This is a genomic window from Kitasatospora sp. NPDC056800, assembly GCF_042789775.1.
Taxonomy (GTDB): Bacteria; Actinomycetota; Actinomycetes; order Streptomycetales; family Streptomycetaceae; genus Kitasatospora.
In genome coordinates this window covers 1-24,793 of sequence record NZ_JBHUAL010000025.1, presented here as the reverse complement: position 1 = coordinate 24,793, position 24,793 = coordinate 1, and the positions used below count along the sequence as shown (strand labels likewise).

Sequence of the window (24,793 nt, the reverse complement as noted above, 5' to 3'; positions counted from 1 at the left end):
GCTTCTCCGACCTACGGAGTAGGGCGGATCGCCCTACCGGCGGACCTGGGCACACGGAGCGACTGCCTACGCTGGACACGTGCATCGACTCAACGCCTGGCTCCGCCGTCACCCCATGGTGGTCGACGCCGCCTGGGCGGCGATGGTGCTCTTCGCCGGCCTGGTGCCGAACGACGGCCCGATCGACGACGGCTGGCGCTTCGACGTCTCGCTCGCGATCGCGGTGGTGCTGCCGCTGCTGATGGTCGTCCGGCGGCGCTTCCCCGACCTCACGGTGTCCGCCGCCGCCGCCATCGGCGTCGGCCAGGTACTCGTGGACATCTCGCCGGCCGGCTCCTCGATCGCCTACCTGGTCTTCGCCTACACCGGTGCCGCCTTCGGCCAGAAGTGGATCTCCCGGCTGGCCCTGACGGCCGGCCTGGCCTCCGGGCCGCTGGTGTTCTGGCAGATGATGCCGGTGAAGACGGTCTTCGACCGGGCCGGCGACGCCCACACCCGCCCGTACACCTTCGGCGAGGCGGCGCTGATCACGCTGCTGATGAGCACGCCGTTCATCCTCTGCTGGGCCTGGGGCCGGCTGACCAGGGTGCGCCGCGCCTACCTGACCGAGCTGGAGGACCGCGCCGCCCGGCTGGAGCGCGAGCGGGACGCCCAGTCCAAGGTGGCGGTCGCCGCCGAGCGCGCCCGGATCGCCCGCGAGCTGCACGACGTGGTCGCGCACAACGTCTCGGTGATGATCGTCCAGGCCGACGGCGCCGCGTACGTGCTGGACAACTCCCCGCAGCAGGCCAAGGAGGCGCTCGGCACGATCGCCTCCACCGGCCGCCAGGCACTGGTCGAGATGCGCCGCCTGCTGGGCGTGCTGCGCACCGCCGACACCAAGGCCGAGGAGTACGTGCCGCAGCCGGGCGTCGAGGAGCTGCCGGAGCTGCTGGAGCAGGTCCGCACCGCCGGGCTCGACGTGGACTACGCCACCTCCGGGCACCCGCGCGAGCTGCCGCGCGGCGTCGAGCTGACCGTCTACCGGATCGTCCAGGAGGCGCTCACCAACGTCCGCAAGCACGGCGGCCCCGACGCGCACGCCCGGGTCGCGGTCGACTTCGGTGAGCGCGAGCTGGCCGTCCTGGTGGAGGACGACGGGCGCGGCAGCACCGACGAGCACCTGGCCGCCGGCGGCGCGGACGGCCTCGGCCACGGCCTGATCGGCATGCGCGAGCGGGTCGGCATGGTCAGCGGCAGCCTCGACGTGGGCCCCCGCCCCGGCGGCGGCTTCCGGATCCGCGCCGTCCTGCCGCTCAAGGCGGCCCACTAGCCCCGTCCGCCGTCCACCCCCCTCCAAGGAGTCCCACCTTGACCATCCGCGTGATGCTCGTCGACGACCAGGAACTGCTGCGCACCGGGTTCCGGATGATCCTCCAGTCGCAGGGCGACATCGAGATCGCCGCCGAGGCGGGCGACGGCGCGCAGGCCCTGGAGCAGCTGCGGCGCACCGAGGTGGACGTGATCCTGATGGACGTCCGGATGCCGCGGCTGGACGGCGTGCAGGCGACCCGCCGGATCTGCCTCGCCGAGGACGGCAGCCCGCTGCCGAACGCCCCCCACGTGCTCATCCTCACCACCTTCGACCTGGACGAGTACGCCTTCGCCGCGCTCAAGGCCGGCGCCAGCGGCTTCCTGCTCAAGGACGTCCCGCCGACCGAGCTGGTGGCCGCGATCCGCGCGGTGCACGGCGGGGACGCGGTGGTCGCCCCGACCACCACCCGCCGGATGATCGACCGCTTCGCCGAGGTGCTGCCCACCCCGCAGAGCGCGCCCGGCTCGGACGTCCTCGGCCCGCTGACCGAGCGCGAGCGGGAGGTGTTCCTGCTGGTCGCCCAGGGCCTGTCGAACGGCGAGATCGCGGCCCGGCTGGTGCTCTCCGAGGCCACCGTGAAGACCCACGTCGGCCGGATCCTGGCCAAGCTGGGGCTGCGCGACCGGGTCCAGGCCGTGGTGCTGGCGTACGAGGCCGGGCTGATCCGGGCCGGGGCCGGCGACTGAGCCGCTTCGGCGTCCGGGCGCCCCCGTAGACTGGGGCGGTACGTCCGGTACCCGTGGAGCGGACTGGAACGGTCATTCAGGACAAGGCAGGACAAGGGTGGACGTGAATCCGTCCGACTTCGCCGACCAGGCTTTCGGCGACCCAGGCGACCCCGGCAACCGCCCCGCCCGGCTGGCCGTCGGCGTGGTCGGCACCGGCCGGGTCGGCCCCGCGCTGGGCGCGGCGCTCCAGCTCGCCGGGCACACCGTGGTCGCCGCCTCCGGGGTCTCCGCCGTCTCCCGCCGCCGCGCCGAGGCGCTGCTGCCGGGCGTGCGGATCGTCACCCCGCCGCAGGTGCTGGCCGCCGCCGACCTGGTGCTGCTGACCGTCCCGGACGACGCGCTGGCCGACCTGGTGGCCGGGCTGGCCGCCACCGGCGCGGTCCGCCCCGGCCAGCTGGTCGTGCACACCTCCGGCGCCCACGGCGTCGCCGTCCTGGAGCCCGCCACCCGGGCCGGGGCGCTGCCGCTGGCCCTGCACCCGGCGATGACCTTCACCGGCACCTCGGTGGACCTGGCCCGGCTGGCCGGCTGCCCGTTCGGCGTGACCGCCCCCGAGGAGCTGCGGCCGGTCGCCGAGGCGCTGGTGGTGGAGATGGGCGGCGAGCCGGAGTGGGTGCCCGAGGAGGTCCGCCCGCTCTACCACACCGCCCTCGCGCACGGCTCGAACCACCTGGTCACCCTGGTCGCGCAGGCGATGGAGCTGCTGCGCTCGGCCGGCGTCGCCGAGCCCGGCCGGCTGCTCGGCCCGCTGCTGGGCGCCGCCCTGGACAACAGCCTGCGCTCCGGTGACGCGGCCCTCACCGGCCCGGTCGCCCGGGGCGACGCGGGCACCGTGCGGCGCCACCTGGCGCAGCTCAGTACGGTGTCCCCGGACATCCCGGCGGCCTACCGGGCGATGGCCCGCGCCACCGCGCAGCGGGCGCTCGCCAACGGAACCATCGACGAAACGTCGGCGGCGGCACTGCTGGACGTACTGAACGAGGAGAGCACTGATGGCACGCGGTAAGCAGCCGAACAAGCCCCAGCGGACGCCGAAGGTCCACCGGGCCGTCGTCACCCGCACCGTGGACGACTTCGAGGCCGCGTTCTGGCCGGACGAGCAGCCGGTCGACAACGCCGTCGTGATGACCATGGGCGCGCTGCACGAGGGCCACGCCGCGCTGATCCGGGCCGCCCGCAAGCAGGTCGGCCGCGAGGGCCGGGTCGCGGTGACGGTCTTCGTCAACCCGCTCCAGTTCGGCCCGGGCGAGGACCTGGAGCGCTACCCGCGCACCCTCGACGACGACGTGCGGCTGGCCGAGGAGCACGGCGCCGACGTGGTCTTCGCGCCGTCCGCCGAGGAGGTCTACCCGAACGGCGAGCCGCAGGTGCGGATGGCGGCCGGCCCGATGGGCGAGCGCTTCGAGGGCGCCACCCGGCCCGGCCACTTCGACGGCGTGCTGACCGTGGTCGCCAAGCTGCTGCACATCACCGACCCGGACTTCGCCTTCTTCGGCGAGAAGGACGCCCAGCAGCTGGCGATCATCCAGCGGATGGTCGCCGACCTGGACTTCGACGTCGAGATCGTCGGCGTGCCGACCGTCCGCGAGGAGGACGGCCTGGCGCTGTCCTCGCGCAACCGCTACCTCTCGGCGGAGGACCGCGAGCACGCGCTCGCCCTGTCCAAGGCCCTGTTCGCCGGCCGGGACGCCGCCGCGCAGGGCCCGAAGGCCGTCCGCGAGGCCGCCTCGGCCGCCCTGGACGGCGCCGAGGGCGTCACCCTGGACTACCTCGCCCTGATCGACCCGCACGACTTCTCCGAGGCGGCGGACGACTTCCAGGGCGAGGCGGTGCTGGCCGTCGCCGCGAAGGTGGGCCCGACCCGCCTGATCGACAACGTCCGCATCATCGTTCGGTAGTACCGCAGTAAGAACCCCCTTCAGGCATGCACTCACAGGAGGCGTGACCCGCAATGCTCCGCACCATGCTCAAGTCCAAGATCCACCGGGCCACCGTGACCCAGGCCGACCTGCACTACGTGGGATCCGTCACGGTGGACGAGGACCTGCTCGACGCCGCCGACCTGCTCCCCGGCGAGCTGGTCCACATCGTCGACATCGACAACGGCGCCCGGCTGGAGACGTACACCATCGCCGGCCCGCGCGGCTCCGGCGTGATCGGCATCAACGGCGCCGCCGCCCGCCTCGTCCACCCGGGCGACCTCGTCATACTCATCGCCTACGGGCAGATGGACACGGCCGAGGCCAAGGGCTACGAGCCGAAGATCGTCTTCGTGGACAAGCAGAACCGGATCACCGGCCTGGGCGGGGACCCGGCGGAGGCCCCGGAGGGCAGCGGACTGCTCCGGGGTGACAGGGCGTACGGTGACGGCAACGGCGCGGCCGACGCCGTCTCGCGCTGAAGGAGCCAGCCACCCATGTCCACGCACCGCCTCACCGCACCGGCCCCCGGCTGGACCGCCGCCACCGACGTGGTCGTGGTCGGCTCCGGGGTCGCCGGCCTCACCGTCGCGCTCAACGTCCGCAAGGCCGGCCTGCGGGCCATGGTGGTCACCAAGGCCGTGCTGGACGAAGGCTCCACCCGCTGGGCCCAGGGCGGCGTCGCCGCCGCCCTGGGCGAGGGGGACACCCCCGAACAGCACCTGGACGACACCCTGGTGGCCGGCGCCGGCGTCTGTGACGAGGAGGCCGTCCGCACCCTGGTCACCGAGGGCCCGGACGCCGTCCGCCGGCTGATCGCCACCGGCGCCCTGTTCGACCGGGGCGAGGACGGCGAGGTCCTGCTGACCCGCGAGGGCGGCCACCACCGCCGCCGGATCGTCCACGCGGGCGGGGACGCGACCGGCGCCGAGATATCGCGCGCCCTGGTCGCCGCCGTCCGCACCGACCCGGGCATCGAGCTGATCGAGCACGCGCTCGTGCTCGACCTGCTGACCGACGCGGCGGGCCACGCCGCCGGGCTCACCCTGCACGTGATGGGCGAGGGCCAGCGCGACGGCGTCGGCGCCGTCCGGGCCCGCGCGGTGGTGCTCGCCACCGGCGGCATGGGCCAGGTCTTCTCCGCCACCACCAACCCGGCGGTCTCCACCGGCGACGGCGTGGCCCTGGCCCTGCGGGCCGGCGCCGCCGTCACCGACCTGGAGTTCGTCCAGTTCCACCCCACCGTGCTCTGGCTCGGTCCGGAGGCCGAGGGCCAGCAGCCGCTGGTCTCCGAGGCGGTCCGCGGCGAGGGCGCCCACCTGGTGGACGCGGACGGCGTCCGCTTCATGGTCGGACAGCACGAGCTGGCCGAGCTGGCCCCGCGCGACATCGTCGCCAAGGCGATCACCCGGCGCATGCAGGAGCAGGGCGCCGAGCACATGTTCCTGGACGGGCGGCACTTCGGCGCCGAGATGTGGGAGAACCGCTTCCCGACCATCCTCGCCTTCTGCCGTGCCAACGGCATCGACCCGGTCACCGAGCCGATCCCGATCGCCCCGGCCGCGCACTTCGCCTCCGGCGGCGTCCGCACCGACCGGCACGGCCGCACCAGCGTCCCCGGCCTGTACGCCTGCGGCGAGGTCGCCTGCACCGGGGTGCACGGCGCCAACCGGCTGGCGTCCAACTCGCTGCTGGAGGGCCTGGTCTTCGCCGAGCGGATCGCCGCCGACCTGGCGGGGCTGGACGCGGCCGGCGACCTGCCCGAGCGCGCGGTGGACGTCGCCGCCGCCCGCGCCGCGCAGCCCGTCCCGCTGCCCCCGTCGGAGGCGCGCGCCGAGATCCAGCGGCTGATGTCGCGCGGCGCGGGCATCCTGCGCTCCGCCGCGTCGATGGCCGACACCGCGGCCGGACTGGCCCTGCTCGCCGAGCAGGCCCGCTCCCACGTGGCCGAGGAGAAGCCGGCCGACCCCCGGGTGGAGACCTGGGAGGCCGCCAACCTGCTGCTGGTCGCGACCGCCCTGGTCACGGCCGCCGCGCAGCGCGAGGAGACCCGCGGCTGCCACTGGCGCGAGGACTTCCCCGAGCGCGACGACGCCCACTGGCGGCGCCATCTGATCACCACCCTCGCCGCCACCGGCGGTCCCGTCAGCACCCCTGAGGAGCAGTAGAACCATGACCCACTCCCACGAGGAACTCCCCCTGGCCGACCAGGGCGGCTGCGGCGACGGCTGCGCCTGCGGGGACGGCGAGGGCTACGAGACCGGTCTGGACCCGCAGCTGGCCGAGCTGCTGGAGCAGGCCGGGCTGGACCCGGTCGAGGTCGAGGACATCGCCACCCTGGCGCTCGCCGAGGACCTGGCCGGCGGCGAGGACGTCACCTCGGTGGCGACCGTGCCCGCCGAGGCCGTCGCCACCGCCGACTTCACCGCCCGCCAGGCCGGCGTGGTGGCCGGCCTGCGGGTCGCCGAGGCCGTCGTCTCGCTGGTCTGCGAGGAGGAGTTCGAGGTCGAGCGGCACGTCGAGGACGGCGACCGGGTCGAGGCCGGCCAGGTGCTGCTCTCGGTCCGCTCCCGCACCCGCGACCTGCTGACCGCCGAGCGCAGCGCGCTCAACCTGCTCTGCCACCTGTCCGGCATCGCCACCGCCACCCGCGCCTGGGCGGACGCCCTGGAGGGCACCGGCGCCGTCGTCCGGGACACCCGCAAGACCACCCCGGGCCTGCGCGCACTGGAGAAGTTCGCGGTGCGCTGCGGCGGCGGCGCCAACCACCGGATGGCGCTCTCGGACGCCGCGCTGGTGAAGGACAACCACGTGGTCGCGGCCGGCGGCGTGGCCGAGGCCTTCCGGGCCGTCCGGGCCGCGTACCCGGAGCTGCCGGTCGAGGTCGAGGTGGACACCCTGGAGCAGATCACGCCGGTGCTGGAGGCCGGGGCGGACCTGATCCTGCTGGACAACTTCACCGTCGGTCAGCTGAAGGAGGCCGTCGCGCTGGTGGCCGGCCGGGCGAAGCTGGAGGCCTCCGGCGGTCTGACCCTGGCCAGCGCGCGCGAGGTCGCCCAGACTGGTGTCGACTACCTGGCCGTGGGCGCGCTCACCCACTCCTCGCCGATCCTGGACATCGGCCTGGACCTGCGCGCCTGACCGTCAGGTCGGCCGCAGTCCCGTCCCGACTCGCAGAAAGCGTCCCCGTGCTCCTCACCATCGACGTCGGCAACACCCAGACCACGCTCGGCCTGTTCGACGGCGAGGACGTGGTGGAACACTGGCGGATCTCCACCGATCCGCGCCGCACGGCCGATGAACTGGCGGTGCTGCTGCAAGGGCTGATGGGCAGCCACACCGCGGTGAAGGAGGCCGCGGTGGAGGGCCTGGCGATCTGCTCGTCCGTCCCCGCCGTGCTCCACGAGCTCCGCGAGGTGACCCGCCGCTACTACGGCGACGTCCCCGCGGTGATCGTGGAGCCCGGCGTGAAGACCGGGGTGCACGTCCTGATGGACAACCCCAAGGAGGTCGGCGCCGACCGGATCGTCAACGCGCTGGCCGCGAACCACCTGTACGGCGGCCCGTGCATCGTGGTCGACTTCGGCACCGCGACCACCTTCGACGCCGTCAACGCGCGCGGCGACTACGTCGGCGGCGCGATCGCCCCCGGCATCGAGATCTCGGTCGAGGCGCTCGGCGTCCGCGGCGCCCAGCTGCGCAAGATCGAGCTGGCCCGCCCGCGCAACGTGATCGGCAAGAACACCGTCGAGGGCATGCAGTCCGGCATCCTCTACGGCTTCGCCGGCCAGGTCGACGGCCTGGTGGAGCGGATGGCCCGGGAGCTCGCCAAGGACCCGGACGACGTCCAGGTGATCGCCACCGGCGGCCTGGCCCCGCTCGTTCTCGGCGAGGCCGGCACCATCGACGTGCACGAGCCCTGGCTGACCCTGATCGGCCTGCGCCTGGTGTACGAGCGCAACCGCCCCGCCAGCTGAGCGGCGCTCAGCTGCCGGGCCTCGGGGTGGCCGGCAGGGTGATCGGGCCGCCCCCCGGCGGCGGGGTCAGGCCGGACCACGGGGGCACGTCGACGGTGAACTGCGTCGGCCCCGTCAGCGGGGTCGGCAGCGGCACCGAGACCCCGAACCGGGGGCTCGGGAGCGAACCCACCGCCGAGGCCTGCGGAATGGCCGCCATGACCTGCTTCCAGCGCGGGGCCGTGACCACCTCGGCGAGCTTGTCCATGGTCAGCGGCGGGTCGGTCCTGGTGATCGGCGTGCCCTGCTCCAGCGGCTTGCGGTTCCATTCCTGGAGCATCAGCTGGTACCCGTCCACGGTCAGCTTGGCCGACCAGGTCTTCGATCCGGCCGGCTCTCCGTCCCGGGTGCCGGCCTGGTAGAGGCGCAGGTGGCCGCCGCCCGGGAGGGTGGTCTCGGTGCAGGTGTCGTCGCCGGTCGGCACGGCCGGGCAGTCGGTGTCCTCGCCACCCGGGAAGCGGGTGATCCAGAACAGGTACTGCGCCGGGCCGTGGCCGTCGTCCACCACCAGCCGCAGCTGCGGGGTGTCGCTCTCGGTGCCCCGGGCCTCGCCGACCTGCACCGTCGGCGACGGCAGGAGTTCGGTGAGCATCCGCTGGAACTCCGCGCCGGAGACCGGACCGGCGGACGGGGCCGCCGCCGGACCGGCCACCGCCGTACCCCGCCCGGGCAGCAGGCCGCCGAGCGCGACCCCGCCCACCCCGACCAAGGCCAGCGCGGCGGCGCCCGCCACGGTGCCGATCCGCCGCCTGCGGCGCAGCCGACGGCCGTGCGACCAGCCGGTGTCGACCAGCGGGCCGGGTTCGGTGTCGTAGGCCTCGCCGGCCCGGCCGAGGGCCTCGGTGAAGGCCCGCTCGAACCGCTCCTCGGGCCCGTCGTGCTCTGCGGACATGCTGAACCAACCTCTCTACCAAGTGGGTTGACGTGACGTGACGCGCCGGCTCAGCGCTCGGCGAGGTCGTCGAGGCTGCTGCCGAGCACCGTGCGGATCCGGCCGAGCGCGCGGAAGGCCTGGGTCCGGACGGCGCCCGGGGTGCTGTGCAGGACCGCGGCGGTCTCCTCGACGCTGCGGTCCTCCCAGTAGCGGAGCACCAGCACCGCGCGGTCGCGCGGGGCGAGCCGGCCGAGCGCGTCCACCAGGGCGAGCCGCAGTTCCGGGTCGCCCTGCGGGGCCGCGCCGTCCGGCACCGCCTCGACCGGCCGCTCGCCGCTGGAGCGGCGGACGCGGTGCGAGAGGAAGGCCCGCACCAGCACGGTGTGCGCGTACCCGGCCGGGTTGTCGATCCGGCGCTTGGCCCCGAACCAGGAGGTGCGGTGCCACTGGGCGTAGATCCGCCCGAGGGCCTCCTGCACCAGGTCCTCGGCGAGGTGGGTGTCCCCGCCGGTGAGCAGGCAGGCCGACCGGTAGAGCGGTCTGGCGCGGGCGGCCGCGAAGGCCTGGAAGTCCTCGTCCCGCCGCCCGCCCCGGGCCGCCTTCCCCTGACCGTCCGGTCGCATCCTGCCCGGCCCCCTCGCTCGTTCTCCCCTGACACCTGGATGACCAGGTGCGCCCCGGGTGGCGTTACAGGTGGCGGCGAAAGGCTTCTTCGCCGGGCCGACCGTGGGTGGTTCGGCGCGACGTTACCGACAAATCGGATATTCGTCACGTAGTGTCAGCCCATGCCTACGCCACACGGATCGCGCGGCGGCATGGCCTTCAGCGCCGACGAAGTCCGCGTGCTGCGCCGCGCCCTCGCCCAAGCCCTCCACCCCGCCGTGCCCGTCCACCTCCAGGGGCCCGTCCGGCCCGCCCTCGCCGGGCCTGGCGCCGAACTCTGGGCGGAGGACGTCCAGGACGCCCTGCGCCTCACCGAGGCGATCGACGAGGCCGTCCAGGAGGGCGGCCGGCTGCGCGCCTTCCTGCTCGCCGACCTCGGACGCTACCGCTCCGCCCTGCCCGGCAGCGCCCCCGGCTACCTGGAACGGCTGGAGGAGGCGGTGTCCGACGGGTACCTGCCCGGGCCGGAGGACCTCACCGCACTGCGCGGACTGAGCCGCCAGCCCTGCGGCCAGGGCGAGCGGGCCCGCCGCTCCCGGCTGGCCGGGCGCTGCCACGCGCTGGCCGAGGCCGCCGTCCGCGAGCGGCTCGCCCTCCACAGCGGACCGCCCCGCCACCTGGTGGCCGTACCGAGTCCCGCCGCACCGCCGCACAGTCACCCCACCCCTGTAGGAGGACGGACCCCCATGAGCAGCACCGACTCCCGCCCGGAGCAGCCCGCCGCCGCGAAGACCCCGCCCCGTCCGCACCGGATGCCCACCCCCGCCGAGCTGTTCGGCCGCCGCCCCAAGCCCCCCGCCCACCCCGCCCCGCCCACCGACGACACCCCCGAGGACGTCGAACTCGCCACCGGCACCGGCTGAGCCGTCCGCGTCCGATCCGGGGGAGGCCGCCGTCGCGGCCTCCCCCGCGGCAATCCCGGCGCGGAGCACCGTGTGTGGCTGGCTACCCTTGTGGGGTGAGCGATCAGAGCCTTGTTCCCGCGACCGACGACCTTCCCGAGCAGATGCGCGTCCGGCGCGAGAAGCTCGACCGGCTCCGGGCGGCCGGTGTCGACCCGTACCCGGTCGGTTTCCCCCGCACCACCACCATCGCGGACCTGCGTGCCAAGCACCCCGACCTGGAGCCGGACACCGCGACCGGCGAGCGGGCCGGCGTCACCGGCCGCGTGATCCTCTCCCGCACCGGCGGCAAGCTCTGCTTCGCCACCCTGCGCGACGGCACCGGCGACCTCCAGGTGATGTTCTCCCTCGACAAGCTGGGCCCGGAGCGGCTGGCGGCCTGGAAGGCCGACATCGACCTCGGCGACCAGGTCGGCGTCGAGGGCGAGGTGATCACCTCCAAGCGCGGCGAGCTGTCCGTGATGGTGGACCGCTGGGAGCTCACCGCCAAGTGCCTGCGTCCGCTGCCGGACAAGCACAAGGGCCTGACCGACCCGGAGGCCCGGGTCCGCCAGCGCTACGTGGACCTCATCGTCAACCCCGAGGCCCGCGAGATCCTGCACCTGCGCAGCAAGGTCGTCCGCTCGATCCGCCGCACCTACGAGGACCGCGGCTACATCGAGGTCGAGACCCCGATGCTCCAGCCGGTGCACGGCGGCGCCAACGCGCGTCCGTTCAAGACGCACATCAACGCGTACGACATCGACCTCTACATGCGCATCGCCCCCGAGCTGTACCTCAAGCGGCTGGTGGTCGGCGGCGCCGAGAAGGTCTTCGAGATCAACCGCAACTTCCGCAACGAGGGCGCGGACTCCACCCACAACCCGGAGTTCACCTCGCTGGAGTCGTACGAGGCGTACGGCGACTACGACACCCAGGCCGAGCTGATCCGCGAGACGATCGTCAACGCGGCCCGGGACGCGCTGGGCACCACGGTGATCAGGGGCGTGGACGCGCACGGCGTCGAGCACGAGATCGACCTGGCCGAGCCGTGGGAGGAGATCGGCGTCTACCCGGGCATCTCGGCCCGCCTGGGCGTCGAGGTCACCCCGGAGACCGGCGTCGAGGAGCTGCGCAAGCTGGCCACCGAGCACGGCATCCCGTTCGAGAAGGACTGGGGCCACGGTCAGATCGTGCTGGAGATGGTCGAGCGCCTGCTGGAGGAGAACGCCGTCCGGCCGACCTTCATCAAGGACTACCCGACCGAGGTCTCCCCGCTGACCCGCCAGCACCGCTCGCGGCCCGGCGTGGCCGAGAAGTGGGACCTGGTGATCTTCGGGACCGAGATCGGCACCGCCTACTCCGAGCTGGTCGACCCGGTCGAGCAGCGCGCCCGCCTCACCGCCCAGTCGCTGCTGGCGGCCGGCGGCGACGTCGAGGCGATGCAGGTGGACGAGGACTTCCTGCGCGCCCTGGAGTACGCGATGCCCCCGACCGGTGGCCTCGGCCTCGGCGTGGACCGCCTGATCATGCTGCTGACCGGCAAGAACATCCGGGAGACGGTGCTCTTCCCGCTGGTGAAGCCGGAGCCGAAGGCTTCCGCCGCGACGGCGGAGAAGACCGAGGAGGAGTGACCTGATGGACTACGTCAGCGCGATCGTGCCGCCGCTGGTCATGGCGATCGGCTTCGGATTCCTGGTGCGGGCCATCGTCCGCAGCCAGGGCGGGGCCCAGCGGGCCAAGGAAGACCTCGACTGACCCCGTCAGCCGCCCCGAACGACCGGCGCGCCGCCAATCCCGATTCCCGGGGGTGGCGGCGCGCCGGTTTGGCGCACTTCACAAGATTTGCCCCATTCACTCCCTATCCTGGCCGCACTATGGTCCGGCAACTCGGCGAACTTGAGAACGCCATCATGACCCGGGTGTGGCAGTGGAACCGACCGGTCACGGTTCGCGAGGTTCTCCTGGATCTGCGGTCGGAACGCGAAATCGCGTACACCACGGTGATGACCGTCCTGGACAAGCTCCACAGAAAGGGCTGGCTGCGCCGCGAGCGGGTCGGCCGGGCCTATCGTTATGAACCGGTCTCCTCGCGTGAGGCGTACACGGCGGCCCTGATGAACGACGCCTGGGCCACCGGTGACAATCCGGCGGCGGCCCTGGTGCACTTCTTCGGCCTGATGTCGCCCGAGCAACGCGAAGCGCTCCGGGACGCCTTGCGGGTGGCCGCTCTGTTCCCGCCCGATCCGGCCGGCGCGGATTCCGCGGACGGCGGACCGGATACCGGTGGGACGGAACCGGGAGCGGCGCGATAACGTCCCGACCATGGAGGTCACCATCCGCCGGGCGCGGACCACGGACGTGCGGGCAGTGCGCAGGCTCATCGACACCTACTCACGCGACGGCATTCTGCTGGACAAGCCCACAGTCACACTGTTCGAATCCGTCCAGGAGTTCTGGGTCGCGGAACGGGACGACAACGGCGTGGTGGTGGCCTGCGGCGCACTGCACGTGATGTGGGAGGACCTCGCCGAGGTCCGCACGCTCGCGGTGGATCCGGTCGCCCGGGGCACCGGGATCGGGCACCTGCTGCTGGAGAAGCTGGTGCAGACCGCGCGCTGGCTGGGCGTCCGTCGGATTTTCTGCTTGACGTTCGAGGTCGCGTTCTTCGCGAAACACGGTTTCGTCGAGATCGGCGAGGTCCAGGAAACCGATGATGGTACGACAGACCCGGCGGCGATCGCTACGGATGTCTATGAAGAACTCCTCCGCTCGTACGATGAAGGCGTCGCCGAGTTCCTCGACCTGGAGCGGGTGAAGCCCAACACACTGGGCAACTCGCGCATGCTGCTGCACCTCTGAGCCGCTCCAACCGGGTCAAGGGTTTGTGTTTTCCGGAGAAAGGCGCTTTCCTTTCCTTAGGCAATGGGTCGTTTAGCGGAAAGGGAAGCCCGTGGCACAGAGGGTGCAGGTCATTCTTGAAGACGATCTCGACGGCGGTTCGGCGGACGAGACGGTGACGTTCGCCCTCGACGGCGTTGCCTACGAGATCGACCTGAAGAGCGCCAACGCGGACAAGCTCCGCGGCCTGCTGGCGCCGTACGTGGAGAAGGGCCGCAAGCAGAGCGGCCGGCTCGCCGGTGCCCGTCGTCCGGGCCGCGGCACCGCGGCGCGTCCGGCCGGCGGCGGCGCCCCGGACACCGCCAAGATCCGCGCGTGGGCCAAGGAGCAGGGCCTGGAGGTCAACGACCGCGGCCGCGTTCCGAGCAACGTCCGCGAGGCCTACGAGAAGGCCAACGCGTCCTGATCCCGGCGCCGCGGGCCCGCCGGAGCGGGTGCGGGGCCCGGCGGCCGGGGACGGCCGCCACCATCACACGCACGGGGCGCGGAGGAGTATCCTCCGCGCCCCGCGGCGCGTACCCGGAGGAGCCCGCCGCGGCCGGCCCCGGGGGCCGTCCCGGGCAGCGGCTCGGGCACCGGCTCGGGTAGCGGCTCGGGCACCGGCTCGGGCGGCGGAACAATCACGGGCCGTGCGACGCTGTAGGGGCGAAGCGGCAACGCGGACGGCACCGGGGCGACGTGCCCGGCACCCCGTCCGCCGTCGAACCGCCGTCACCGCGGCCCGACTTCTCGCCAGGCGAACACCGCCACCGCGGAAACTGCGCGAGAACCGCCCCGATACCGGGTATGAATGCAGGTGGACGGGTTCTTCGGCCCGTCCAGGGGCAGTATGTGCGACCGGCCGGAGGGGTTCCGGCGGCGGCGTCGGCGGCACGTGTTCGCCGATGGCGTAGCGGAATCCGGTGCATCCGGCCCACCTGTGGGAACACCGTTTCCCAACACCAGGTTGGGATTGGTGTCGGCTGGTCGCGCAGCATCTCGCTCCTCTACCGGGGAGTGAATCCGTGGGCCGCGCCGCTGAGCGGGACTAGCATGCGGAAGGACAGGGCGGGGACGGACCCCGAACTGCCCGACCGCTCTGAGGAGCGATAAACGATGTTCGAGAGGTTCACCGACCGCGCGCGGCGGGTTGTCGTCCTGGCTCAGGAAGAAGCCCGGATGCTCAACCACAACTACATCGGCACCGAGCACATCCTCCTGGGTCTGATCCACGAGGGCGAGGGCGTCGCCGCCAAGGCCCTGGAGAGCCTCGGGATTTCTCTTGAGGCCGTTCGCCAGCAGGTCGAGGAGATCATCGGCCAGGGCCAGCAGGCCCCGTCCGGTCACATTCCCTTCACCCCCCGGGCGAAGAAGGTCCTGGAGCTCTCGCTCCGCGAGGCCCTTCAGCTCGGCCACAACTACATCGGCACCGAGCACATCCTGCTCGGCCTGATCCGCGAGGGCGAGGGCGTCGCCGCCCAGGTCCTGGTGAAGCTGGGCGCCGACCTCAACCGGGTGCGCCAGCAGGTCATCCAGCTGCTCTCCGGCTACCAGACCGGCGGCGGCAAGGAGTCGGCCACGGCCGGCGGGCCCGCCGAGGGAACCCCGTCGACCTCGCTGGTCCTGGACCAGTTCGGCCGCAACCTCACCCAGGCCGCCCGCGAGGCCAAGCTCGACCCGGTCATCGGGCGCGAGAAGGAGATCGAGCGGGTCATGCAGGTGCTGTCCCGCCGCACCAAGAACAACCCGGTGCTGATCGGTGAGCCCGGCGTCGGCAAGACCGCCGTGGTCGAGGGCCTGGCCCAGGCGATCGTCAAGGGCGAGGTCCCGGAGACGCTCAAGGACAAGCAGCTCTACACGCTGGACCTGGGCGCCCTGGTGGCCGGCTCGCGCTACCGCGGTGACTTCGAGGAGCGCCTGAAGAAGGTGCTCAAGGAGATCCGCACCCGCGGCGACATCATCCTGTTCATCGACGAGCTGCACACCCTGGTCGGCGCGGGCGCCGCCGAGGGCGCCATCGACGCCGCCAGCATCCTCAAGCCGATGCTGGCCCGTGGCGAGCTGCAGACCATCGGTGCCACCACCCTGGACGAGTACCGCAAGCACCTGGAGAAGGACGCCGCGCTGGAGCGCCGCTTCCAGCCGATCCAGGTCGCCGAGCCCTCGCTGCCCCACACCATCGAGATCCTCAAGGGTCTGCGCGACCGCTACGAGGCCCACCACCGGGTCTCCATCACGGACTCCGCCCTGGTCGCCGCCGCCACCCTGGCCGACCGGTACATCTCGGACCGCTTCCTGCCGGACAAGGCGATCGACCTGATCGACGAGGCCGGCTCCCGAATGCGCATCCGCCGGATGACCGCGCCGCCGGACCTGCGCGAGTTCGACGAGAAGATCGCCGACGTGCGCCGCGAGAAGGAGAGCGCGATCGACGCGCAGGACTTCGAGAAGGCCGCGTCCCTGCGCGACGACGAGAAGCAGCTCCTGCAGGCCAAGGCCAAGCGCGAGAAGGAGTGGAAGGCCGGCGACATGGACGTCGTCGCGGAGGTCAACGAGGAGCTCATCGCCGAGGTCCTGGCCACCGCCACCGGCATCCCGGTCTTCAAGCTGACCGAGGAGGAGACGTCCCGCCTGCTGCGCATGGAGGACGAGCTGCACAAGCGCGTCATCGGCCAGAAGGACGCCATCAAGGCGCTCTCCCAGGCCATCCGGCGCACCCGTGCGGGCCTCAAGGACCCGAAGCGCCCCGGCGGTTCGTTCATCTTCGCCGGCCCGTCCGGTGTCGGTAAGACGGAGCTGTCCAAGACGCTGGCGGAGTTCCTGTTCGGCGACGAGGACGCGCTGATCGCGCTCGACATGTCCGAGTTCTCCGAGAAGCACACCGTCTCCCGGCTGTTCGGCTCCCCGCCCGGCTACGTGGGCTACGAGGAGGGCGGCCAGCTGACCGAGAAGGTCCGCCGCAAGCCGTTCTCGGTCGTCCTCTTCGACGAGGTCGAGAAGGCCCACCCGGACATCTTCAACTCGCTGCTGCAGATCCTGGAGGACGGTCGCCTGACCGACTCCCAGGGCCGCGTGGTCGACTTCAAGAACACCGTCATCATCATGACGACCAACCTCGGCACCCGGGACATCTCGAAGGGCTTCAACCTCGGCTTCGCGGCTGCGGGTGACACCCAGACCGGGTACGAGCGGATGAAGGCGAAGGTCGGCGAGGAGCTCAAGCAGCACTTCCGCCCCGAGTTCCTGAACCGTGTCGACGACATCGTGGTGTTCCACCAGCTGTCCGAGGAAGACATCATCCAGATCGTCGACCTCATGATCGACAAGGTGGACGAGCGGCTCAAGGACAAGGACATGGGCCTGGAGCTCAGCGTCGAGGCCAAGAAGCTGCTGGCCAAGCGCGGCTACGACCCGATCCTGGGTGCCCGTCCGCTGCGCCGCACCATCCAGCGCGAGATCGAGGACCACCTCTCCGAGAAGATCCTCTTCGGCGAGCTGCGGGCCGGCCACATCGTCGTCGTCGACGTCGAGGGCGAGGGCAAGGAAGCCAAGTTCACCTTCCGCGGCGAGGAGAAGTCGGCCGTCGCGGACACCCCGGCCGCGGTCGCCTCGTCCGGTCCGGACCTGACGAAGTAACCCAACTTTTAACAGACAACTTCACAGCCACCGAGCCCCCGGCGTTGACGCCGGGGGCTCGGTGCGTTCGCTCCCGCCGCCCCCCGCGCCGGTGCGGGCCGGGTCGGCTGGCCCCCGCGCTGGCTGGTGCGGGTGCGCTCGGTTTCTCACCGACCTTTCACGAACATACGGTTGACAGGCGGTCAGATGATGGGAAGTCGCGGAGGATAGCGCCGTGACCATGTCATGGTCAAGGTCTATCTTTTCCGTGCACGCTTGGATCAAATGACGTCCACCTGTCTTTCATTTTGGTTTGCCGGGCTTTGGCCAAGAGCTGGGCCCTGGTCGGGGAGGACGTCACAACGTTGAAGAACACCAGGAGAACCGCTGCGGCTGCCACGGCCGCAGCGGTCATAGTCGCGCTCGGCACGGGCCTGTTCCCGGCCTCCGCCGTCGCCGCCGGCTCGGCCCCGGTCCCGCGGGACCCGGCCGACGCCGTCCAGAACACCGAGCACAACCTTCCGGGTCCGCTGACCGCGAAGGTGGAGGCGGAGCAGAAGGCCGCCACCGAGAAGCTCCTCAACGGCACCGCCGAGGTCGAGCAGCACAACGGCAGCACCAGCGTGAAGCTCGGCAAGGACAAGTACGTCGAGCTCGCTCGCGAGCGCACGGACAAGATCTTCACCATCCTGGTCGACTTCGGTGACCAGGTGGACAACACCACCAAGACGCCGGACGGCAAGGTCAAGTACGGCGGCGAGGCCGGCCCCAAGCACAACGAGATCGAGAAGCCGGACCCGGCCACCAACAACTCGACCGAGTGGCAGGCCGACTACAACCAGCAGCACTACCAGGACCTGTACTTCGCCAAGGACAAGCCCTCGCTGAAGACCTACTACGAGAAGCAGTCCTCGGGCCGCTACTCGGTCGACGGCGTGGTCTCGGACTGGGTCCGGGTGCCGTGGAACGAGGCCCGGTACGGCTCCGACTACTGCGGCTCCAACGTCTGCGCCAGCGCCCAGGACCTGATCCGCGACGCCGTGGACATCTGGTACAAGGACCAGCAGGCCAAGGGCCAGACCGAGGCCCAGATCAAGGCCACGCTGGCCCAGTACGACCAGTGGGACCGCTACGGTTCGCACCACGACGGGAACTTCAACCAGCCCGACGGGTACATCGACCACTTCCAGATCGTGCACGCCGGCGAGGACAAGTCGGCCGGTGGCGGCAAGCAGGGCAGCAAGGCCCTGTGGGCGCACCGCTCGTACGTCTACGGCAACCTGCAGGGCACGGCCGGTCCCGAGGGCAACAAGCTCGGCGGCGTCCAGGTCGGCAACAGCGGCCTGTGGATCGGCGACTACACGATGCAGCCGGAGAACGGCGGCCTCGGCGTCTTCGCCCACGAGTACGGCCACGACCTCGGTCTGCCGGACCTCTACGACACCGCCGGCAAGGGCATCGACAACTCGGTCGGCTTCTGGTCGCTGATGTCCTCCGGTTCCTGGCTCGGCGAGGGCAAGGACAGCATCGGCGACATGCCGAACGACCTCGACGCCTGGAGCAAGTACAAGCTGGGCTGGCTGAAGGCCGACCACGCCAAGGCGGGCACCGAGTCGACCCACCACATCGGCCCGGCGGAGTACAACAGCAACCTGCCGCAGGGTCTGATCGTCGACCTGCCGAAGAAGAGCATCACCACCGAGATCAACAAGCCGTTCGGCGGCACCGGTGAGTGGTGGAGCGGCAGCGCCGACAACCTGAACGTCACGCTCACCCGTGACATCGACCTGACCGGCAAGACCAAGGCCAGCATCAACGCCAAGGCCTGGTACGAGCTGGAGCAGGACTTCGACTACGCGTTCGGCGAGGTCTCCACCGACGGCGGCAAGACCTGGACCGTCGTCGACGGCACCTGGAACGGGACCGCGCTGCCGCGCGAGAACGGCCGTCCGGCCATCAGCGGCCAGGTGGCCGCCTGGGGCGACCTGTCCTTCAACCTGGACGCCTACGCGGGCCAGAAGGTCAAGTTCCGCTACCACAACACCACCGACGGCGGCCTGCACTTCCGCGGCCTGACGCTGGACAACATCGCGGTCGTCGCCGACGGCGCCACCGTGTTCAGCGACGACGTCGAGAACGGTGACAACGGCTGGGTGGCCGACGGGTTCTCCCGCTTCGGCGGCTCGTACACCAAGGACTACGCGCAGTACTACATCGCGGAGAACCGGCAGTACGTGTCCTTCGACCAGACCCTGAAGACCGGCCCGTACAACTTCGGCTTCGCCGACAAGCCGAACTGGGTCGAGCACTACTCGTACCAGCCCGGCCTGCTGATCTGGTACTGGGACGAGTCGCAGACCGACAACAACGTCAGCGCCCACCCGGGCCAGGGCCTGATCCTGCCGGTCGACTCGCACCCGGCTCCGCTGAAGTGGACCGACGGCACCCTGATGCGTCCGCGCATGCAGGGCTACGACTCCACCTTCGGCTCGCGCCGCACCTCCGGTCTGACCCTGCACAAGGCCGGCGTCGAGACCGTCATCCCGAAGGCCAAGGGCGTCGACGAGTTCAACGACCTGAAGTCGTGGTGGAACAAGGACAACCCGTACAGCGGTGTCAACGTCCCGAAGACCGGGACCAGCATCGAGGTCGAGAACGAGTCCTCGAACTACCTGGAGACCTGGATCCGGGTCCGCCCGGTCGACAACTACTGATCGTCACCCCCCGGGTAGCGATCGGCCTGTGACCAGGCAGCTCTGACAACTCCACGTCCGGCCCGTCCCCGCAGCGCGCGGGGGCGGGCCGGACGCTTTGTCAGGCCCGGACGTCCGGCAGCCGGTCCAGGAAGGCGGCGGCCGCCACCGCGACGTCGGCGGCGGTCCAGTCGAGGGCGGGCGCGGCGACCGTGACCTCGGTCACCGACAGCCCCGGCGGCCCGCCCGCGCGCCAGGCGCCGAACAGCCCGATCCCGGTGTCCTCGGCCAGCCCCAGCCCGGCCTCCTCCAACTCCCCGACCGGGTACGGCAGCCAGAGCTGGAACTGGTGGGTGTGCGGCGGGGCCGGATGCACCCGGGCGCCGGGGACGGCCGCACACGCCCGGGCCAGCGCCCCGGCGACCGTCCGGGCGTGCGCCACGTACCCGGCCAGCCGCGGCAGTTCGCGCTCCAGCCCGGCCAGCGCGGCGAGCGCGAACGGCCACTGCTGGTAGAGCTGGCCGCCGTAGCGGTGCCGCCAGGCCCGGGCGGTGCGGACGAAGCCGCCCGGGCCTGCCAGCGCGGCGCCGCTGATCCCGCCGAGCGTCTTGTAGAAGGAGACGTAGACCGAGTCGGCCAGGCCGGCGAGCTCCGGCAGCGGCCGGCCGAGGGCGACCGCGGACTCCCAGATCCGGGCGCCGTCCAGGTGCAGCGCCGCGCCGTGCTCCTCCCGCACCACTGCGGCCAGCTCCACCAGCTCCGGCCAGCCGGGCAGCACGAACCCGGCGTCGCGCAGCGGCAGCTCCAGGCTCAGCGCGGCGTAGGGCTCGTCCAGGGCGCGCAGCTCCTCGGCGGTGGGCTGGCGCGGCTCGGCGGTCGGCCAGAGGCTGCGCAGCCCGGTCAGCACGCCGAGCGCGTGCCGCTCGTGCCGGTCGGTGTGGGCCAGCGGGTGGGTGACCACGGTGCGGCACCCGGCGGCCTCGGCGTGGATCCGCAGGGCGATCTGCTGGGCCATCGTGCCGGTCGGGAAGAAGGCCGCGTCCTCGGTGCCGAGCAGCTCGGCGACCCGGTGCTCCAGGGTGCGGACCACGCCGTCGCCGTACTGGTCCGGGCGGCCGTCCAGGTCGGGGGCGCCGTGCGGCTCGGGGGCGGCGTCCGGGTCGGGGGCTCCGTCCGGGTCGGGGGCGGCGCCCGGGTCGGGGGCGGCGCCCGGCGGCGGGCCGGCCAGGTCGGCGAGGCGTTCGCGGATGCTCTGCGGCCGGGCCCCGGACAGCAGCCGTTCGCAGCCGCGCAGGGCGGCGAAGCGGCGGTCCGGCAGGCTCGGGCGGTCACCGGCGTCGGTGTCTTCGCTCCTGTTGCCATACATGGCTCGATGGTCCCGCAGCGGGCCGGACCGGTCAGCGGTGCGAACGGAAAGCGGTTCGAGCCCGCGAAACCCCGGCCGCGCGTGGTGCTGGTCACAGGCCTCCGGCACGGTACGACCGGCGGTAGTAGCGGGGCCGGGGAAGCGGTGGACGGCCCGGAGCGGTCATGGGCGATCCGATCTCATGATCATTGCTCCGTCGGTTTGAATCTCCGGCGCCACGATGACTACACGCCGTAGTACATCACCGCGTTTGGGACTCCGCCCGGTGACCGTTACACCTGAGTGGTCCCCCGCTCAGCACGCGCCCGAACGGGCGCTTCGTGCTGCCCTCGTACGATCCGTGAGGTACGGCAGATGTCCACCGTCCCACCCGTGGGGCCGGCCCTGCGCCGGCTCGCCGCCCAGGCGGCGGCCCAGGCCGCCGTCTGGCAGCCCCGGATCGGCCACGCCGTCCGCACCCAGGCCGCGCCGCTGCGCGCCCTCGGGGCGCCCCGGCACACCACCCTGCCCGGCAGCCGTCAGCGGGCCGAGCACGACCACGCGCTGGCCTCGGCCGGAGCGGTCGCCACCCTGCTCGCCGGCGTGCTGCTGGTGGCCACCCCGGGCACGGCCTCGGCGCAGACCGTACGGCCCACCACGCCGGGCAGCTCGGCCTTCACCGTGCCGCGGGCGGAGGTGCCGAGCGCGGGGCTGGTCCAGGTGGCCGGCCCCAGCCCGTACAAGCTGCCCGACGACGGCGACTCGGCGCAGGAGTTCGTGACGGTGGCGCCCAACCTGCTGCCGTTCGAACCGCCGGCACCGGAGCCGGAGCCGGATCCCGCCGACGAGCCGGCCCCGGAGGCCGGACCCGCGCCGGAGTCCGGGCCCGCGCCGACTCCCGGGTGGTCGGCCCCGGTGCCGAACGCACCGACCAGCAACCCGTACGGGAAGGCCAACCGCAGCTACGCCGCCGGGTACCACACCGGGGTGGACTTCGCGGTCTCCCCGGGCACGCCGCTGCTGGCGGTCGGCGACGCGAGCGTGGTGTCGGCCGGCTGGGACGGCGCGTACGGCAAGGAGGTCGTGCTGCGGCTGGCGGACGGGCACTTCGCGCAGTACGCCCACATGTCCTCGGTCACCGTCTCGGCGGGCCAGCGGGTGTCCGCGGGCGAGCGGATCGGGCTCTCCGGGAGCACCGGCAACTCGACCGGCCCGCACCTGCACTTCGAGATCCGCACCAGCAACCGCTACGGCGCGGTGGTCAACCCGATCGCGTACCTCGCGGGGCACGGCGTCACGGACTTCTGAGCCGCCCCGGGCGCCGGGCCCTGCGGGACCGGCGCCCTCAGCCGGTGGTGCGGGCGGGGTGGCTGATCCCGGCGCCGATCTCCAGCGCGATGTCCCGGGCCGCCCCGATCGCCTCGTCCAGGCCGGCGGGGGGCGGCTGCTCGCCCCACACGTTCGGGGTGTGGCCGCAGTCCGCCTTGTCCTGCTTGAGCAGGAACAGCGACGAGTGGACGGTGAACAGCGCCATCGCGGCCCGCAGCCGGTCGTGGAAGTCCGCCCCCGGCCCGTGCACCAGCTGCATCATGGTGATCATGCGGTCCCGGAAGGCCAGCCCGGCCGGGGACTCGCGCAGCGCGGGCTGGTTCTCGTGGAAGAAGCGCAGCAGCGGGGCCCGCTCGGCCATCCCGTCCGCGAAGCGGCGGATCAGCTCGTCGCGCATCTCCGGGCTCCAGGCCTGCTTGCGGCCCCACGCGATGGACTCGTCGATCGGCGCGGCCATCCGCTCGACGATGCCCAGGACGATGTCGTCCTTGGTCTTGAAGTGGTAGTAGAGCGCGGCCTTGGTGACGCCCAGGCGGTCGGCGATCTCGCGCAGTGAGGTCTGCTCGTAGCCCTGCTCGGCGAAGAGCTCCAGTGACACCTCGATGATGCGAGCCCGGGTGTCGCTGCGGGGGCTGTGCGGAGTGCCCATGGCCTGCCTCATGACTGCGTCGGTGACTACTGCGGACCCCGGAGCGGTGTCCGCCCCGGGCCCATTCTCCCTGCCCAGAAGGCCGGTCGGGAAACTGGCTTGACGACCGGCTAGGAAACAACCTACCGTGCCGACGGTCGATAAACTAGCCGGGCGACAAGTAAGTGAGCCGCCGCACGGCACGACGCTCCGTCCGAACCACCCTCCGGGAGACCCCACCTCATGTCACAGTCCAAGACCGCCGGCCCGGTGCCGGAGGACAAGACGACCGAGGAGGAGCAGCCGCGGTCGCCCCGCGAGATCCGCCTCGTGATGGTCGGCCTGGTCGTCACCATGCTGCTGGCCATGCTCGACAACCTGATCGTCGGCACCGCGATGCCGACCATCGTCCACGACCTCGGCGGCGGCGAGCACCTGTCCTGGGTGGTCACGGCGTACACCCTGGCGACCGCCGCCTCCACCCCGGTCTGGGGCAAGCTCGGCGACATGTACGGCCGCAAGGGCACCTTCCTCACCTCGATCGTGATCTTCCTGGTGGGTTCGGCGCTGTCCGGCCTGTCGCAGAACATGAACGAGCTGATCGGCTTCCGCGCAGTGCAGGGCCTGGGCGCCGGCGGTCTGATGGTCGGCGTCATGTCGATCATGGGCGCGCTCGTCCCGCCGCGCGACCGCGGCAAGTACCAGGGCATGTTCGCCGCGGTGATGGCCCTCGCCACCATCGGCGGCCCGCTGGCCGGCGGCTTCATCACCGACCACCTGAGCTGGCACTGGACCTTCTACATCAACCTGCCGCTCGGCCTGATCGCGCTCGCCGTGGTCGTCGTGACCCTGAAGCTGCCGAAGGTTCGCAACACCGCCAAGATCGACTACGCGGGCGTCGTGCTGCTCACCACCGGCATCACCTCGCTGGTGCTGATCACCACCTGGGGCGGCCAGCAGTACGCCTGGGGTTCCAAGGAGATCCTGGGCCTGACCGCGCTCGCCGCCGCCTCGCTGATCGCCTTCTGCTACGTGGAGCAGCGGGCCGAGGAGCCGATGCTCCCGCTGAGCCTGTTCCGGAACCTGAACTTCACCCTGGTCTCGATCATCGGCTTCATCGTCGGCTTCGTGATGTTCGGCTCGACCGTCTTCCTGCCGCTCTACCAGCAGACGGTCCAGGGCGCCTCGGCGACCAACTCCGGCCTGCTGCTGATGCCGATGATGTTCGGCATGCTGATCGTCTCGCTGGTGGTCGGCCAGGCCGTCACCAAGACCGGCAAGTACCGGATCTACCCGATCATCGGCACCATCGTGATGACCGTCGGCCTGATCCTGCTCTCCACCATGGGCATCGGGACCACCAGGTTCACCTCGGCCTGCTGGATGGTCGTGCTCGGCGCCGGCATGGGCTTCCTGATGCAGATCACCATGCTGGTCGCGCAGAACAGCGTCGAGCTCAAGGACATGGGCGTGGCCAGCTCCACCGCCACGCTGTTCCGCACCATCGGCGGCTCCTTCGGCGTCGCGCTGTTCGGCGCGCTGTTCAACAACCGGGTGACCGACACCATGTCGGAGATGCTGGCCGGGAAGCCGATGCCCCCGGGCGGCATGAAGGACCCGCAGCAGAGCAGCCTGGAGGAGCTCCACAAGCTGCCGGACTACGTCCAGGACGCCTACAACCACGCGGTGTCCAACGGCATGCACACCGTCTTCCTGTGGGGCGCCGGGGTGGCCGTGATCGCGATCGCCGCGGCGGTGTTCCTCCGCGAGGTGCCGCTGCGCGGCACCGGCAAGGGCGAGGCTCCGGCCGAGTCCTCGCTGGAGGCGGCGGCCGTCTGACGGTCCCCGCGCACGAAGGCGCCCCCGGG

General features: G+C 72.0%; 21 protein-coding genes. 17 read left to right on the top strand and 4 right to left on the bottom strand.

Going from position 1 to position 24,793, the window contains the following annotated elements; genetic code table 11:
• Positions 1 to 115 precede the first annotated feature (115 nt).
• From ACFRQN_RS08635 to ACFRQN_RS08600, 8 genes are all read left to right on the top strand, one after another.
• Entirely contained in the window at positions 116 to 1,312 is a 1,197-nt protein-coding gene (locus ACFRQN_RS08635) for a sensor histidine kinase (protein WP_380739296.1), read from the top strand.
• Between the two features lie 38 nt (positions 1,313 to 1,350).
• A complete protein-coding gene (locus ACFRQN_RS08630; protein ID WP_049660140.1) occupies positions 1,351 to 2,040 on the top strand; it encodes a response regulator transcription factor in 690 nt (229 codons plus the stop codon).
• 103 nt (positions 2,041 to 2,143) lie between these two features.
• Positions 2,144 to 3,088: a Rossmann-like and DUF2520 domain-containing protein gene (locus tag ACFRQN_RS08625; RefSeq protein WP_074002121.1), complete on the top strand. Its 945-nt coding sequence runs from the start codon at positions 2,144 to 2,146 to the stop codon at positions 3,086 to 3,088.
• Positions 3,075 to 3,980, top strand: a complete 906-nt coding sequence (panC, locus tag ACFRQN_RS08620; RefSeq protein ID WP_074001699.1) for a pantoate--beta-alanine ligase — start codon at positions 3,075 to 3,077, stop codon at positions 3,978 to 3,980. The genes ACFRQN_RS08625 and panC overlap by 14 nt, the downstream gene beginning before the upstream one ends.
• 53 nt (positions 3,981 to 4,033) lie before the next feature.
• Positions 4,034 to 4,483: an aspartate 1-decarboxylase gene (panD, locus tag ACFRQN_RS08615; protein ID WP_074001700.1), complete on the top strand. Its 450-nt coding sequence runs from the start codon at positions 4,034 to 4,036 to the stop codon at positions 4,481 to 4,483.
• 15 nt (positions 4,484 to 4,498) lie between these two features.
• Positions 4,499 to 6,169, top strand: coding sequence for an L-aspartate oxidase (locus ACFRQN_RS08610; protein ID WP_380739264.1), 1,671 nt, complete (start codon positions 4,499 to 4,501; stop codon positions 6,167 to 6,169).
• Positions 6,170 to 6,173: 4 nt separating this feature from the next.
• Positions 6,174 to 7,142, top strand: coding sequence for a carboxylating nicotinate-nucleotide diphosphorylase (gene nadC, locus ACFRQN_RS08605; RefSeq protein ID WP_049660205.1), 969 nt, complete (start codon positions 6,174 to 6,176; stop codon positions 7,140 to 7,142).
• A 47-nt stretch (positions 7,143 to 7,189) separates the two neighbouring features.
• Positions 7,190 to 7,978 (top strand): type III pantothenate kinase, encoded by a 789-nt coding sequence (locus ACFRQN_RS08600; RefSeq protein ID WP_074001702.1) that lies wholly within the window; start codon positions 7,190 to 7,192, stop codon positions 7,976 to 7,978.
• A 7-nt stretch (positions 7,979 to 7,985) separates the two neighbouring features.
• Here ACFRQN_RS08600 and ACFRQN_RS08595 read toward each other — a convergent pair whose 3' ends face one another.
• The gene (locus ACFRQN_RS08595) at positions 7,986 to 8,909 is read right to left on the bottom strand and encodes a hypothetical protein (RefSeq protein WP_380739262.1); all 924 of its coding nucleotides are present in this window, start codon (positions 8,907 to 8,909) and stop codon (positions 7,986 to 7,988) included.
• 50 nt (positions 8,910 to 8,959) lie between these two features.
• Positions 8,960 to 9,514 (bottom strand): SigE family RNA polymerase sigma factor, encoded by a 555-nt coding sequence (locus tag ACFRQN_RS08590; RefSeq protein ID WP_049661170.1) that lies wholly within the window; start codon positions 9,512 to 9,514, stop codon positions 8,960 to 8,962.
• A 162-nt stretch (positions 9,515 to 9,676) separates the two neighbouring features.
• Between ACFRQN_RS08590 and ACFRQN_RS08585 the strand changes: the two genes are divergently transcribed.
• The 7 genes from ACFRQN_RS08585 to ACFRQN_RS08555 all read left to right on the top strand — a co-directional run bounded on the left by ACFRQN_RS08585 (position 9,677) and on the right by ACFRQN_RS08555 (position 19,644).
• Positions 9,677 to 10,417 carry a hypothetical protein gene (locus ACFRQN_RS08585; protein WP_380739260.1) on the top strand — a complete coding sequence of 247 codons (741 nt, stop codon included), beginning with the start codon at positions 9,677 to 9,679 and terminating at the stop codon, positions 10,415 to 10,417.
• A gap of 95 nt (positions 10,418 to 10,512) precedes the next feature.
• Positions 10,513 to 12,069 (top strand): bifunctional lysylphosphatidylglycerol synthetase/lysine--tRNA ligase LysX, encoded by a 1,557-nt coding sequence (lysX, locus tag ACFRQN_RS08580; protein ID WP_082345799.1) that lies wholly within the window; start codon positions 10,513 to 10,515, stop codon positions 12,067 to 12,069.
• Between the two features lie 243 nt (positions 12,070 to 12,312).
• Positions 12,313 to 12,750: a BlaI/MecI/CopY family transcriptional regulator gene (locus ACFRQN_RS08575; RefSeq protein ID WP_074001706.1), complete on the top strand. Its 438-nt coding sequence runs from the start codon at positions 12,313 to 12,315 to the stop codon at positions 12,748 to 12,750.
• A gap of 10 nt (positions 12,751 to 12,760) precedes the next feature.
• Entirely contained in the window at positions 12,761 to 13,297 is a 537-nt protein-coding gene (locus ACFRQN_RS08570; RefSeq protein WP_049652520.1) for an amino-acid N-acetyltransferase, read from the top strand.
• Positions 13,298 to 13,388: 91 nt separating this feature from the next.
• Entirely contained in the window at positions 13,389 to 13,742 is a 354-nt protein-coding gene (locus ACFRQN_RS08565) for an Lsr2 family protein (protein WP_049652521.1), read from the top strand.
• Positions 13,743 to 14,431: 689 nt separating this feature from the next.
• On the top strand, positions 14,432 to 16,951 hold the full coding sequence (locus ACFRQN_RS08560; protein WP_049652522.1) for an ATP-dependent Clp protease ATP-binding subunit: 2,520 nt from the start codon (positions 14,432 to 14,434) through the stop codon (positions 16,949 to 16,951).
• A 344-nt stretch (positions 16,952 to 17,295) separates the two neighbouring features.
• Positions 17,296 to 19,644, top strand: coding sequence for an immune inhibitor A domain-containing protein (locus ACFRQN_RS08555; protein ID WP_380739294.1), 2,349 nt, complete (start codon positions 17,296 to 17,298; stop codon positions 19,642 to 19,644).
• 100 nt (positions 19,645 to 19,744) lie between these two features.
• Here the strand turns inward: ACFRQN_RS08555 and ACFRQN_RS08550 are convergent, their stop codons facing one another.
• The gene (locus ACFRQN_RS08550; protein ID WP_380739257.1) at positions 19,745 to 20,989 is read right to left on the bottom strand and encodes a threonine aldolase family protein; all 1,245 of its coding nucleotides are present in this window, start codon (positions 20,987 to 20,989) and stop codon (positions 19,745 to 19,747) included.
• Positions 20,990 to 21,343: 354 nt separating this feature from the next.
• On the opposite strand from ACFRQN_RS08550, the gene ACFRQN_RS08545 reads away from it, so the two are divergent.
• Positions 21,344 to 22,276, top strand: coding sequence for a M23 family metallopeptidase (locus ACFRQN_RS08545; RefSeq protein ID WP_380739255.1), 933 nt, complete (start codon positions 21,344 to 21,346; stop codon positions 22,274 to 22,276).
• Positions 22,277 to 22,313: 37 nt separating this feature from the next.
• Here the strand turns inward: ACFRQN_RS08545 and ACFRQN_RS08540 are convergent, their stop codons facing one another.
• The gene (locus tag ACFRQN_RS08540) at positions 22,314 to 22,946 is read right to left on the bottom strand and encodes a TetR/AcrR family transcriptional regulator (protein WP_053112112.1); all 633 of its coding nucleotides are present in this window, start codon (positions 22,944 to 22,946) and stop codon (positions 22,314 to 22,316) included.
• A 222-nt stretch (positions 22,947 to 23,168) separates the two neighbouring features.
• Here ACFRQN_RS08540 and ACFRQN_RS08535 point away from each other — a divergent pair, with 222 nt between their 5' ends.
• On the top strand, positions 23,169 to 24,764 hold the full coding sequence (locus ACFRQN_RS08535; protein ID WP_380739253.1) for an MDR family MFS transporter: 1,596 nt from the start codon (positions 23,169 to 23,171) through the stop codon (positions 24,762 to 24,764).
• Positions 24,765 to 24,793: the final 29 nt, after the last annotated feature.

Coding starts and splice junctions, on each gene's coding strand:
- ACFRQN_RS08635 (WP_380739296.1), top strand. CDS start 116: ATGGTGGTCGACGCCGCCTGGGCGGCGATGGTGCTCTTCGCCGGCCTG.
- panC (WP_074001699.1), top strand. CDS start 3,075: ATGGCACGCGGTAAGCAGCCGAACAAGCCCCAGCGGACGCCGAAGGTC.
- panD (WP_074001700.1), top strand. CDS start 4,034: ATGCTCCGCACCATGCTCAAGTCCAAGATCCACCGGGCCACCGTGACC.
- ACFRQN_RS08610 (WP_380739264.1), top strand. CDS start 4,499: ATGTCCACGCACCGCCTCACCGCACCGGCCCCCGGCTGGACCGCCGCC.
- nadC (WP_049660205.1), top strand. CDS start 6,174: ATGACCCACTCCCACGAGGAACTCCCCCTGGCCGACCAGGGCGGCTGC.
- ACFRQN_RS08595 (WP_380739262.1), bottom strand. CDS start 8,909: ATGTCCGCAGAGCACGACGGGCCCGAGGAGCGGTTCGAGCGGGCCTTC.
- ACFRQN_RS08590 (WP_049661170.1), bottom strand. CDS start 9,514: ATGCGACCGGACGGTCAGGGGAAGGCGGCCCGGGGCGGGCGGCGGGAC.
- ACFRQN_RS08585 (WP_380739260.1), top strand. CDS start 9,677: ATGCCTACGCCACACGGATCGCGCGGCGGCATGGCCTTCAGCGCCGAC.
- ACFRQN_RS08575 (WP_074001706.1), top strand. CDS start 12,313: ATGGTCCGGCAACTCGGCGAACTTGAGAACGCCATCATGACCCGGGTG.
- ACFRQN_RS08570 (WP_049652520.1), top strand. CDS start 12,761: ATGGAGGTCACCATCCGCCGGGCGCGGACCACGGACGTGCGGGCAGTG.
- ACFRQN_RS08560 (WP_049652522.1), top strand. CDS start 14,432: ATGTTCGAGAGGTTCACCGACCGCGCGCGGCGGGTTGTCGTCCTGGCT.
- ACFRQN_RS08550 (WP_380739257.1), bottom strand. CDS start 20,989: ATGTATGGCAACAGGAGCGAAGACACCGACGCCGGTGACCGCCCGAGC.
- ACFRQN_RS08545 (WP_380739255.1), top strand. CDS start 21,344: ATGTCCACCGTCCCACCCGTGGGGCCGGCCCTGCGCCGGCTCGCCGCC.
- ACFRQN_RS08540 (WP_053112112.1), bottom strand. CDS start 22,946: ATGGGCACTCCGCACAGCCCCCGCAGCGACACCCGGGCTCGCATCATC.
- ACFRQN_RS08535 (WP_380739253.1), top strand. CDS start 23,169: ATGTCACAGTCCAAGACCGCCGGCCCGGTGCCGGAGGACAAGACGACC.